This is a genomic window from Ideonella aquatica (assembly GCF_018069755.1).
GTDB lineage: Bacteria > Pseudomonadota > Gammaproteobacteria > Burkholderiales > Burkholderiaceae_C > Ideonella > Ideonella aquatica.
This window is the reverse complement of record NZ_JAGQDE010000006.1, coordinates 1-11684: the sequence shown is the minus strand read 5'-3', so window position 1 is coordinate 11684 and position 11684 is coordinate 1. Positions and strand designations below refer to the sequence as shown.

At 72.8% G+C, this 11684-nt stretch carries 11 protein-coding genes and 1 pseudogene; 6 read left to right on the top strand and 6 right to left on the bottom strand.

Going from position 1 to position 11684, the window contains the following annotated elements; genetic code table 11:
- Nucleotides 1-3: 3 nt before the first annotated feature.
- Nucleotides 4-342, top strand: a complete 339-nt coding sequence (locus KAK06_RS08565) for a 2Fe-2S iron-sulfur cluster-binding protein (RefSeq protein WP_210801533.1) — start codon at nucleotides 4-6, stop codon at nucleotides 340-342.
- Here the strand turns inward: KAK06_RS08565 and KAK06_RS08560 are convergent.
- On the bottom strand, nucleotides 291-1121 hold the full coding sequence (locus KAK06_RS08560; protein WP_210801532.1) for an HDOD domain-containing protein: 831 nt from the start codon (nucleotides 1119-1121) through the stop codon (nucleotides 291-293). The two genes, KAK06_RS08565 and KAK06_RS08560, sit on opposite strands and share 52 nt — an antisense overlap.
- Nucleotides 1122-1242: 121 nt before the next feature.
- Here KAK06_RS08560 and KAK06_RS08555 point away from each other — a divergent pair, with 121 nt between their 5' ends.
- Both KAK06_RS08555 and KAK06_RS08550 read left to right on the top strand, forming a co-directional pair.
- Nucleotides 1243-2937 carry an ExeA family protein gene (locus tag KAK06_RS08555; RefSeq protein ID WP_210801531.1) on the top strand — a complete coding sequence of 565 codons (1695 nt, stop codon included), beginning with the start codon at nucleotides 1243-1245 and terminating at the stop codon, nucleotides 2935-2937.
- 18 nt (nucleotides 2938-2955) lie between these two features.
- The gene (locus KAK06_RS08550) at nucleotides 2956-3630 is read left to right on the top strand and encodes a general secretion pathway protein GspB (protein ID WP_210801530.1); all 675 of its coding nucleotides are present in this window, start codon (nucleotides 2956-2958) and stop codon (nucleotides 3628-3630) included.
- Between the two features lie 62 nt (nucleotides 3631-3692).
- Here KAK06_RS08550 and metW read toward each other — a convergent pair whose 3' ends face one another.
- Both metW and metX read right to left on the bottom strand, forming a co-directional pair.
- On the bottom strand, nucleotides 3693-4277 hold the full coding sequence (metW, locus tag KAK06_RS08545) for a methionine biosynthesis protein MetW (protein ID WP_210801529.1): 585 nt from the start codon (nucleotides 4275-4277) through the stop codon (nucleotides 3693-3695).
- A 1-nt stretch (nucleotide 4278) separates the two neighbouring features.
- Complete coding sequence (metX, locus tag KAK06_RS08540) at nucleotides 4279-5415, bottom strand: homoserine O-succinyltransferase MetX (protein WP_210801528.1); 1137 nt, start codon at nucleotides 5413-5415, stop codon at nucleotides 4279-4281.
- Between the two features lie 214 nt (nucleotides 5416-5629).
- Between metX and KAK06_RS08535 the strand changes: the two genes are divergently transcribed.
- The 3 genes and pseudogenes from KAK06_RS08535 to KAK06_RS08525 all read left to right on the top strand — a co-directional run bounded on the left by KAK06_RS08535 (nucleotide 5630) and on the right by KAK06_RS08525 (nucleotide 8453).
- Nucleotides 5630-6577: an HlyD family secretion protein gene (locus tag KAK06_RS08535; protein WP_210801527.1), complete on the top strand. Its 948-nt coding sequence runs from the start codon at nucleotides 5630-5632 to the stop codon at nucleotides 6575-6577.
- A pseudogene (locus KAK06_RS08530) lies at nucleotides 6574-7260 on the top strand (ABC transporter ATP-binding protein); the annotation flags it as partial. The gene KAK06_RS08535 and the pseudogene KAK06_RS08530, both read left to right, overlap by 4 nt.
- A gap of 59 nt (nucleotides 7261-7319) precedes the next feature.
- Nucleotides 7320-8453: an ABC transporter permease gene (locus tag KAK06_RS08525; protein ID WP_210801525.1), complete on the top strand. Its 1134-nt coding sequence runs from the start codon at nucleotides 7320-7322 to the stop codon at nucleotides 8451-8453.
- Here KAK06_RS08525 and KAK06_RS08520 read toward each other — a convergent pair whose 3' ends face one another.
- The 3 genes from KAK06_RS08520 to KAK06_RS08510 all read right to left on the bottom strand — a co-directional run.
- Nucleotides 8454-9482 (bottom strand): MBL fold metallo-hydrolase, encoded by a 1029-nt coding sequence (locus KAK06_RS08520; RefSeq protein WP_210801524.1) that lies wholly within the window; start codon nucleotides 9480-9482, stop codon nucleotides 8454-8456. It abuts the gene before it with no gap.
- 62 nt (nucleotides 9483-9544) lie between these two features.
- A complete protein-coding gene (locus KAK06_RS08515) occupies nucleotides 9545-10483 on the bottom strand; it encodes a DUF535 family protein (protein ID WP_210801523.1) in 939 nt (312 codons plus the stop codon).
- Between the two features lie 218 nt (nucleotides 10484-10701).
- Nucleotides 10702-11684, bottom strand: a 983-nt coding sequence (locus tag KAK06_RS08510; protein ID WP_210801522.1) for a S1C family serine protease, incomplete at its 5' end; no start/stop codon positions are given.

The following is an 11684-nucleotide window of genomic DNA, read 5'->3' as shown; positions in this document are numbered from 1 at the left end:
GGCATGACGTCCCCACTGCCGTGTCTGCGCATCGAGCCCCTGGGCCGGGAACTGCCCGTGGCGCCGCGGCAGTCGCTGCTGGAAGCCGCCCAGGCCGCGGGCCTGTGGCTGCCGCGTTCCTGCCGCAATGGCACCTGCCGCGCCTGCCTGTGCCGGCTGCGGGCGGGCGCGGTGAGCTACCGGGTGGAGTGGCCGGGCCTGAGCGCAGAAGAGCGCGCCGAGGGCTGGGTACTGCCCTGCGTGGCCGAGCCGCTGGGTGACGTGACCATCGAGCAGCCCAAGGCGCTGGATCAGCGCATCAGCGCCAGTTCCTCGTCGGGCGACGCGGCCTCGGCCAGCTGAGCCAGCAGCCACTCGGGCTTGATGCGCAGCCGGGCCAGCAGCTCGGCGCAGTGGCCCTGCACCACCTCGGCTGGATCGCGCTCCATCTCGGCGGCATCGGCCAAGGCCTCGGCCAGGTGCAGCACCGTGCCCAGGCCGGTGTAGGGCTGGGCCTGCAGCGGCGCGGCGCTGGCCTGGAAGGCGGCCACCAGGGTGTCGGGGAACTGCCAGCGGCGGGCCAGCTCGGCGGTGACATCGGCGTGGCTGCACTGCCAGCGCGCCTGCTCGGCGGCAAAGCGGCCGCCCGCGGTGGTCAGCGACTGCTCCACCTCGGCCACGCCGGCCTTGTCGATCTGCGCCATCAGCAGCTGGCCGGTGCGCAGCATCAGGCCGCCCAGGTAGGCGGTGTCGGCGTCCAGCAGCGCGCCGCGGCTGAGCAGCACCGCGTGCTGGGCGCTGGTCATCGCGTGGCGCCAGAAACGGTCGGGGTCCAGGCCCGCGGCGCGCGGGAAGGCACCGCTCAGGCTGGTGGCCAGCGAGAGGTTGCGCAGCATCGTCATGCCCAGCGAGGCGGCCGCCTCGCGCAGGCTGCTGACGCTGCGCAGCGGGCTGTAGCGGGCCGAGTTGGCCAGGCGCAGCACCTTGGCCGACAGGGCCGGGTCCTGGCCGATCAGCTCGGCTAGCTCGCCCAGGCCGACGCGGTCGTCGTTGAAGCTCTTCACCAGCTGCGCGGCCACGCCCGGCATGTTGGGCAGCACCAGGTTGAACGGAAAGAAGCGGCGGGCGGCTTGAGCAGACATGGGTGGGACCTGGGCAGTTCAGCGGACAGTCTAGGAAAGCCCGCCCCGATCGATGCCATGAAATGGGCGGCCTGCCGGCCCTTCATCGGCGGCTGGGGTGGCCCGGGGTATCCTCGCGCCCATGTACGAGAGCTTCTTCGGGCTCAGGCAGGCGCCGTTCACGATCGCGCCTGATCCGCGCTATCTGTTTCTCAGCGAACGCCACCGCGAGGCCCTGGCCCACCTGCTCTATGGCCTGGAGGGCGGCGGCGGCTTTGTGCTGCTGTCGGGCGAGATCGGCGCCGGCAAGACCACGCTGTGCCGGGCCTTCCTGGAGCAGGTGCCAGCGCACACCCACGTGGCCTATGTGTTCAACCCCAAGCTCGACGCGGTGGAGCTGCTGCAGACCATCTGCGGCGAGTTCGGCGTGCCGGTGCCCCCCGGGCCGGGCCACGAAGCGCCCACCATCAAGGACCACATCGACGCGCTGAACGCCTTCCTGCTGCAGGTACACGCCGAGGGTGGCCACAGCGTGCTGATCATCGACGAGGCCCAGAACCTCTCGGCCGACGTGCTGGAACAGCTGCGCCTGCTGACCAACCTGGAAACCACCGAGCGCAAGCTGCTGCAGATCATCCTGATCGGCCAGCCCGAACTGCGCGGCATGGTGGCGCGGCCCGAGCTGGAGCAACTGGCGCAGCGCGTGATCGCGCGCTACCACCTGGGTCCGCTGGACGAGGCCGACACCGCGCGCTACCTGGCGCACCGGCTGTCGGTGGCCGGGCTGCAGGGCGAGCTGCCCTTTGACGTGCGTGCCGTGCAGCGCCTGCATGCGCTCAGCGGCGGCGTGCCGCGCAAGATCAACCTGCTGGCCGACCGCGCGCTGCTGGGCGCCTACGCGGCCGGGCGCGCCAAGGTGGACACCACGCTGGTCGAGCGCGCTGCGCGCGAGGTGTTTGACACCACGCCGCCTGCCGCGCCGGACAGCGCCAGCCGTCGGCGACGCTCGCGGCGCCGCTCGCGCAGCGAGTGGGCGGTGTGGGGCCTGGCGGTCGGCGTAGCCGTGCTGCTGGGCGGCAGTGTCGGCTGGTGGCTGGGCCACCAGGGCGAGGCACCGCGCGCCGCGCCGCTGGCGGCCAGCGCGCCCCTGGCGCCGGTGGCCAAGGCGTCGGCCGCCGCGGCGTCTGTGCCCGCGGCCATGACACCGGCCGCGTCCAGCGCCGACGCCAGCCCGGAGGCCTGGACCCTGCCCGACGAACCCAGCGCCTGGCGCCAGCTGGCCGCCACCTGGAACGTGCAGCTGGGCGAGGCCGACCCCTGCGCCGACCTGCAGCGCAACACCCGCCTGCTGTGCCTGCGCGCCACGCTGCCCTGGAACCAGGTGCGGCCGCTGGACCGCCCGGGCTGGCTGCTGTGGCGCGACGCCCAGGGGCAGGAGCGCCCGGTGCTGCTGGTCGGCCTGGACGAGCGGGTGGCGCTGCTGTCGCGCGATGGCGTGCTGCAGGCCGTGCCGCTGGAGCGCCTGGCGCGCGACTGGCGAGGCGTCTTCGCCACGCTGTGGCGGCCGCCGGATGGCTACAGCGGCGCGCTCACCGCCGGCCGCTCGGGCCCGGCGGTGGACGCGCTGGCCCAGGGCCTGGCGCGCTGGGCCGGCCAGCCGCTGCCGGAGCCCGGCGCCACGCTGGACGCCGCGCTGCTGGCCCGCCTGCAGGCTTTCCAGCGCGCCCAGGGCCTGGTCGACGACGGTGTCGCCGGCCCGGCCACCTTCATGCTGCTGAACCGGGTCACCGGCGTGGCCGAACCCCGGCTGCGGCGCCCCGACGCCGCCGCCCGCTGAGCCCCGAGGAGCCTCCCGATGTCCATCATCCTCGATGCCCTCCGCCGCGCCGACGCCGAGCGCGAACGCAGCCGCGGCACCGTGCCCGGCCTGCACGACCAGGTCGATCTGCCGACCCCGGTGCCCGGCGCCGTGGACGAGCCGGCCGAGCCCGGCGAGCGCCGGCCGCCCTGGGTCCTGATCGGCGCGTTGGCCGTGCTGCTGCTGACCGGGCTGGCCTGGTGGCTGCGCACCAGCCAGCGCCCCGCACCGCCCGCCCCGGTGGCCGTGGCCGAGCCGGCCAGCCCTGCGCCGCCGCCGGCAGTGATCAGTGCAGCGCCGCCGGCCCCTGCGCCTGTCGCGGTGTCCCCATCCCCGCCGGTCGTGGTGGCGCCCGCCGCGCCGCCCGTGGTGACGCCACCGCCGCGCCCGACCTCCACGCTGAAGATGGCGGACGAAGCCGCCGCACCGCCCTCAGCCAGCCGACCGGTGCTGCGCTACCAGGACCTGCCCGGCGCCACCCGCGCTGAGCTGCCGACGCTCAAGCTGGGTGGCGCCATGGTCTCCGACAGCCCCGGCGGCAGCGTGCTGGTCATCAACGACCAGCTGATGCGCGAGGGCGACAGCGTGGTGCCGGGGCTGCTTCTGGAGCGCATCGGCCAGAAAAGCGCTCGGCTGCGCTGGAAGGATCAGCGGTTCGAACTTCCCTACTGAACCGAAGTGCGCCCCCACGCTGGGGGTGGTTCCCGGTACCCCCGCAACCGGGGTCCCAGTGTTTACCTCTCGAACTTGAACACCGCCACGCTGGCCATCAGGTTCGGCCACTGGCGCACCACCTCGCCCGACTGCAGGCCGAAGCTGTCCAGGATGTCCAGGCCGTTCTTGCGCGCCAGTACCTCGAAGTCGGCGTAGGTGCCGACGCGGATGTTGGGCGTGTCGTACCACTCGTAGGGCAGGGCCTTGGTGACCGGCATGCGGCCGCGCAGCACGGCCAGGCGGTTGGGCCAGTGGGCGAAGTTGGGGAAGCTGACGATGCCCATGCGGCCCACGCGCGCGGTCTCGCGCAGCATGTGCTCGGCATTGCGCAGGTGCTGCAGGGTTTCCAGCTGCAGCACCACGTCGAAGCTGCGGTCCTCGAACAGCTGCAGGCCCTCTTCCAGGTTCAGCTGGATGACGTTGACGCCGCGCTGCGCGCAGGCCAGCAGGTTGGCGTCGTCCAGCTCCACGCCGTAGCCGCTGCAGCCGCGGTGCTGCTGCAGGTAGGCCAGCAGCTCGCCGGTGCCGCAGCCCAGGTCCAGCACGCGGCTGCCCTCGGGCACCAGGCTGGCAATGACCTGCAGGTTCTTGTGTTCCGTGCTCATCTCAGAACCCTCCTTCGGTCGCGATCCGCGCGAAGTAGGCGCGCATCACGCCGTGGTAGCGCGGGTCCTCCAGCAGGAAGGCGTCGTGGCCGTGCGGCGCGGCGATCTCGGCATAGCTGGCGTCGATGCGGTTGTCCACCAGCGCCTTGACGATCTCGCGCGAGCGCGCGGCCGAGAAGCGCCAGTCGGTGGTGAAGCTCACCACCAGGAACTTGTTCTGCCGCGCCGCGGCGAAGGCCTTGCTGAGGTTGCCGCCATGCGCGGCCGCCGGGTCGAAATAGTCCAGCGCGCGGGTGATCAGCAGGTAGGTGTTGGCGTCGAAGTACTCGCTGAACTTCTCACCCTGGTGGCGCAGGTAGCTCTCGATCTGGAACTCGATGTCCTGGGTGCTGTAGCCCAGCTCGGCGCTGCGCAGCGCGCGGCCGAACTTCTCTTCCATCGAGTCGTCGCTGAGGTAGGTGATGTGGCCGATCATGCGCGCCACGCGCAGGCCGCGCTTGGGCACCACGCCGTGCTCGTAGAAGTGGCCGCCGTGGAAGTCGGGGTCGGTGACGATGGCCCGGCGCGCCACCTCGTTGAAGGCGATGTTCTGCGCGCTCAGGTTGGGCGCGGTGGCCACGGCCACGCAGTGGCGCAGGCGCTCGGGGTAGCGCAGCGTCCAGGCCAGCGCCTGCATGCCGCCCAGGCTGCCGCCCAGCACCGCGGCCAGCTGGGTGATGCCCAGGCGCTCGATCAGCAGCGCCTGCGCGTCCACCCAGTCCTCCACCGTCACCACCGGGAAGTCGGCGCCATAGGGCTTGCCGGAGTCGGGGTTCAGGTGCATCGGGCCGGTCGAGCCGAAGCACGATCCCGGGTTGTTGACGCCAATGACAAAGAAGCGGTCGGTGTCCAGCGGCTTGCCGGGGCCCACCAGGTTGTCCCACCAGCCCTCGCTGCGCGGCGTGTCGGCGTACTCGCCGGCCACATGGTGCGAGGCATTCAGCGCATGGCACACCAGCACCGCATTGCTCTTGTCGGCGTTGAGCGTGCCGTAGGTCTCGTAGACCAGCGTGTAGTCGCGCAGCGTGGCACCGCTGCGCAGCGGCAGCGGCTGCTCGAAGTGCATGCGCTGCGGCGAAACGTATCCGACGGAAGCCATGGCTTCGGTCCCCCAGAAAACAACCAACCCGGTGCCGCTTCAGAAACGGACACCGGGTGCGCCGGGGTCCCTCTTTAGCAGCATTTGTAGAGCGCCCGCAATCCGGAACAAATCGGCGCTGATGCGAGGAGTCTAGCAGCCTTCGGCTTGATCGGCGGGGTGGCCGCGGCCGCGGGCCTGGGCGATCATCAGCACCTGGTCTGAGGAGCACATGATGAGGATCGCCACAGCGATGTGTGCGTTGGCCGTCGCCCTGGCCGCCTGCAGTGAACGCCCCGCCAGCGGCTGGGCCGGCTATGTCGAGGGCGAGTACGTGCATGTGGCCGCGCCGGTGGCCGGCACGCTGCAGGCGCTGGAGGTGCAGGCCGGCCAGACGGTGGCTGCCGGTGCGCCGCTGTTCCGCCTGGACGCCCAGCCCGCCACCGATGCCGCCGCCGAAGCCGAGGCGCGCCGCCGCGCCGCCCAGGCCCAGGCCGCCAACACCGCCAGCGGCCGCCGCGCCGATGAGATCGCCGTCACCCAGGCCCAGCTGGCGCAGGCGCGCAGCGCCGCCGAGCGCGCCGCGGCCGAATGGCAGCGCCAGCAGGCGCTGCAGCGCGAGGGTTTTGTGTCGCCGCAGCGGGTGGACGACGCCCGCGCCGCCGAGCGCCAGGCGCGCGATCGCGTGGCCGAGCTGGAAGCCGCGCTGCGCGTGGCCCGCCTGCCGGCGCGGGGCGAGGAGCAGGCGGCTGCGCGCGCCAGCGCCGACGCCGCATCCGCCGCGCTGGCCCAGGTGCGCTGGCGCGAGGGCCAGGCGGCGCAGCGCGCACCGGTGGCCGGGCTGGTGGCCGAGACCTACTACCGTGCCGGCGAGTACGTGGCGGCCGGCCAGCCGGTGCTGTCGCTGCTGGCGCCCAGCGCCCGCGTGGCGCGCTTCTGGGTGGCCGAGACCGAGCGCGGCGCACTGGCCCCGGGCCAGGCGGTGCAGGTGCGCTGTGACGGCTGTGGCGCGGCCATCGCCGCCACCATCAGCCGCATTGCCACCGCGCCCGAATACACGCCGCCGGTCATCTACTCCAACGGCCAGCGCCAGCGCCTGGTGTTCATGGTCGAAGCGCGCGCCACCAGCGCCAGCGATGCCGCACGCCTGCCGCCGGGCCAGCCGATCGAGGTGAGCCGGTGACCGATGCGGCCGCCGAGCTGGCGATCGACGTGCGCGGCCTGGTCAAGCGCTATGGCGGCCGGGCGGTGGTGGACCAGGTCTCGCTGCGCCTGGCGCGTGGGCGGGTCTGCGGCTTCCTGGGACCCAACGGCAGCGGCAAGACCACTACCATCCGCATGCTCTGCGGCCTGCTCACACCCGATGAAGGCGAGGGCACCTGCCTGGGCCTGGACATGCGCCGCGAGGCCGCCGCGATCAAGCGCCAGGTGGGCTACATGACGCAGCGCTTCGGCCTGTACGACGACCTGTCGATCCGCGAGAACCTGGACTTCGTCGCCCGCCTGTTCGAGCTGCCGCAGCGCCGCGTGCAGGTGGATGCGGCACTCGATCGCCTGGGCCTGGCCAGCCGCCAGCAGCAGCTGGCCGGCACGCTCTCGGGCGGCTGGAAACAGCGCCTGGCGCTGGCCGCGGCGCTGCTGCACCGCCCACGCCTGCTGCTGCTGGATGAGCCCACGGCCGGTGTCGACCCCAAGGCCCGGCGCGAGTTCTGGGACGAGATCCACCGCCTGGCCCATGAGGGCATGACGGTGCTGGTCAGCACCCACTACATGGACGAGGCGGCGCGCTGCGACGAGCTGGTCTACATCGCCTACGGCCAGGTGCTGGCCCAGGGCAGTGCCGCCCAGGTGCTGGCCACCGCCGGTGCCACCGACCTGGAAGACGCCTTCGTGCGGCTGGTGGCGCGGGCCAAGGACAACTTCGCATGAGGGCCTTCAGCCTGGCCCGGCTGTGGGCGGTGTTCCTCAAGGAGCTGCAGCAGATGCTGCGCGACAAGCCCACCTTCGCGATGGCGGTGGGCATTCCGGTGCTGCAGCTGGTGCTGTTCGGCTACGCGATCAACACCGACCCCAAGGGCCTGCCCACCGCGGTGGTCTGCCAGGACCGCGGGCCGCTGGGCCGCAGCCTGCTGGCCTCGCTGCAGCACACCGGCTACTTCAAGCTGGTAGCGTCGCCGCTGTCCGAGGCCGAGGGCAGCGCGCTGATCGCCGACGGCCGTGCGCAGTTCCTGGTGGTGGTGCCGCCCGATTTCACCCGCGCCGTGGTGCGCGGCGAGCGCCCTGCGGTGCTGGTGGACGTGGATGCCACCGATCCGTCCGCTGCTGCCAATGCCATCGCCGCGCTGGGTGCGCTGGCGCCCGATGTGCTGCGCCGCGAGCTGCGCGGCGCACTGGCCGCGCGCGCTGGCGGCCCCGCACCGTTCGAGCTGCGCGTGCACCGCCGCTACAACCCCGAGGGCCTGTCGCGCGTGAACATCGTGCCCGGCCTGGTGGGCACCATCCTGACGATGACCATGGTCATGCTCACCGCGCTGGCCATGACCCGCGAGCGCGAGCGCGGCACGATGGAGAACCTGCTGGCCACACCGGTCACGCCGCTGGAGGTGATGCTGGGCAAGATCCTGCCCTATGTGGCCATCGGCTATGTGCAGCTGGGCGTGATCCTGCTGGCCGCGCGGCTGCTGTTTGCGGTGCCGATGGAGGGCAGCCTCACGCTGCTGCTGGCGCTGATCGGCGTGTTCATGCTGGCCAACCTGGCGGTGGGCTTCACCTTTTCCACGCTGGCCAAGAACCAGCTGCAGGCGCTGCAGCTGACCTTCTTCTTCTTCCTGCCGTCGATGCTGCTGTCGGGCTTCATGTTCCCCTTCCGCGGCATGCCCGACTGGGCCCAGGTGATCGGCGAGGTGCTGCCGCTGACCCACTTCCTGCGCATCGTGCGCGGCGTGCTGCTCAAGGGCAGCGGCTTCACGCCGCTGTGGCCCGAGCTGTGGCCGATGCTGCTGGTCGCTGTCGTGGCCGGGGCGGTGGCGCTGGCGCGCTACCGGCGCACGCTGGATTGATCAGGCGCGGCGGTACCAGGCCACGCCGTGCTCGTCGAGTTCGCAGACCGCGTCGCCCAGGCCCATCAGGTGGTTCAGGCAGGCCTGGGCCTCGCCGGTGGCCATGCCCAGCAGCGCGGCCTTGGCCTCGGTGATCTCGCGCGAGAACAGCGCGGGGAAGGTGTCCACCACGCGGCGCGGCTGGGCCAGCCACAGGCGCAGGCGGTTCAGCGCCTCGGCCTGGCCGTCGGCCAGCGCGTCCAGGCGCTGGTGCAGGCCGCGGAAGGGCTCGTTGTGCGAGGGCAGCACCAGCACGTCATCGGGCACGGCGCGGCGCAGCTTGTCGATCGAGGCCAGCCAGTCGCTCATCGGGTCGGCGTTGGGCTCCATCGGGTAGACCGACACATTCGACGAGATGCGCGGCAGCACCTGGTCGCCCGACACCAGCAGCTTCAGCGCCGGGCAGTACAGGCAGGCGTGCTCGGGCGAATGGCCGGCGCCGGTGATCACCTGCCAGTCGTGCGCGCCGATGCGCAGCGTCTGGCCGTCTTGCAGGCGCAGGAAACTGTCGGGCAGCGCGTGGATGTGCTGGCCGAAGTTGCCGAAGCGCGCCTGGTAGCTCTCGATCGCGGCGTCGCTCCAGCCGGCGCGGCGGTAGTAGGTGAGCGCGGCGGGCGGGGCCTCGCGGCCGGTGTCGGCCATCACCACGCGGCACATCAGGTACTCCAGCCGCGTCATGTACAGCGGCACGCTGAACTTGCGCGACAGCCAGCCCGCCATGCCCACGTGGTCGGGGTGCATGTGGGTGACAAAGACGCGCGTCATCGGCCGCTGGTCGGGCTGGTGGGCGAACAGCGCGCGCCAGGTGGCGGCCACATCATCGGTGCGGCTGCCGGTGTCCACCACGGCCCAGCCGTCGCCATCGTCCAGCGCGTAGATGTTGATGTGGTCCAGCGCGTAGGGCAGCGGCAGGCGCACCCAGTGCACGCCGGGCGCGACTTCGGTGCCCAGGCCGCGCTCAGGGATGGTGAACGGGTACTCCAGCGACATCCGGCCAGTGTAGCCAGCGCGCCCCGGGGCGTCTGTCCGTGCGGCGACAGGCCAGGGCTGCTTCAGGCCGCGCGGTCCAGCGGCGCGCCGTGCTCGGCCAGGCAGCCGTGCAGCTCCTGGCGCATCTCGTCCATGAACTGGTAGCGGCGGCGGTACTGGGCGCGCTTGTGGCTGGGGATCTCGGCCACCTCGCGGCGCGGCGCGGCCACCGGCAGCTCGTAGAAGCCCTGGCCATCGGGCTGGCCGCCGTAGTCGCGCCAGAAGGCGTCGTAGTCGAAGCGCACCAGTTCGCTGCGCTCGCTGCCGTGGTGGATGTGGCGCTCGCGGCCGCAGGCGCGCAGGCGGCGTGCGCCCACCGCTTCGGCCAGGCACTGCAGCAGGTACAGCAGCAGCGCGGGCGGGCGCAGGCCTTCGGTCAGCTTGGTGATGTGGCGCGTCAGCGGCAGCGGCATCTGGCCCTGCAGCGCGCCGATCACCACCTCCACGCCGTGCTCGCAGGGCTGCAGAGAGAAGGTCAGCGCATACAGCTTGGTGCCGAAGGGGTCGTACAGCGCCAGCGTCAGGTCGCCCTCGCGCAGGTGCTGCTGGCGCGCCGCGCCCAGCAGCGCGCGCATCTGGCCCTGGCCGTCGGGCAGGTTGATGCGGCAGGCCAGCAGCGGCTCGCCGCGCGCCAGGCGGCGCGAGAGCTGCGGGCCGAACAGCGTGCGCGCGGCCTGCAGATGGCCCAGCAGCCAGCGCCGGCGCGCCTCGGGGCCCAGGCCCTGGAAGGGGTAGGTGTCGTGCAGCTTGCGCAGCGTCTGCGGCTGCTCGCGCAGCAGACGTCCCAGGCCCAGCGCGCGCAGCTGGCGCTGCATGTCCAGGTGCGCGTCCAGCGACAGCACGGTCTTGGCCCACAGCCAGTGGTGCGCCAGCGCGCGCGGGTGCCGTGGCGGGTAGGCGCCGCGGCACATGGCCGGCAGGCGGCGCAACTCGTTCAGGGTCAGGCGGGTGGGAGAGGACATCGGCGGGTACGGCAGCAGATCCATCGACCCACGCAGGCCCCCGCCCAGGCTGGCGAGCGCCCACGCTGGGCGGGTGCGACGCTAGCCGCGCCCGCCTGACGGCCTGTTACCGAAGGTAGACACCCGCGGCAGGCCGCCTCAGGTGGTCATCGGCCATGGGCGCACCGGCTTAAGCGGTGCGGCGCCAGCTGGCCGCACGGCAACAACTGCTCACCGCTTCAGCGCGAGCAGGCCAGGCGCCGGCCCTGGCCGGCATTGAGCACCAGACGGGTGGCGCCGAGCGATTCCACCGCATAGCGCTCGGTGCCGCTGCCATCGGCCAGCAGCAGCTGGCTGTCGCGCAGCTGGTAGCGGCCGTTGATCGCGCGGCCCTCCATCTGCCCGCCCAGGCGCCCGTCGGCGCCGAACACCAGCGTGATCCCGCGCCCGGTGAGCGGCCCGAAGCACTCCCAGCGGCCCACCAGCGGACTGTCGGTGCCGGCGGTTCGGGGCGGCTGGGACTCGGTCGATGGTCCGGCCGAGCGCATCGGCGGCAGCGCCGAGCCGCGGCTGCGGTCGGTGGGGCTCATGCGCAGTACCCAGTCCACCGGCACCGCAAAGTTCAGGTTCTGGCCGTCGCGCACCTGGAAGGTGACGATGCCCACCAGCAGGCCGTCCTCGGTGAACAGCCCGCCACCGCTGGAGCCCGGCGAGATCGGCGCGCTGGTCTGGATCAGCGTGCCCTCGGGCGTCTCGCGCAGCGAGGACACCAGGCCGTCGCTGAGCGTCAGGTCCAGCCCGCGCGGCGAGCCGATCGCATAGACCTTCTGCCCCACCCGCAGGCTGGCCACCCGGCCGATCGGCGCTGCCGGCGCGTCCAGCCCCGGCACCGACAGGCGGCACAGGTCGTGCGTTTCATCGGCCAGCTCCACCGACGCGTCAAAGCCCTGCGCCCCCTGCAGCACCCGCAGCCGCGCCCCGCCGCGCGCCACATGGCAGTTGGTGACCACCGTGCCCGGCCCCAGCACCACGCCGCTGCCCGACACCCCGCCCTGGCCCGACTGCGCATTGATGCGCACCACACTGGCCGAGGCGCGCGCGAACAGCGCCTCCGGGCTGAGGGCGGGCCCCGGCGCCGCGGCGGCCGGTGGCGGCAGCGCAGCGGCCGCGGGTGCCGCGGCGGTCGGCCCCTCCACCGGCGCTGCAGCCGCAGCCGCCGCGG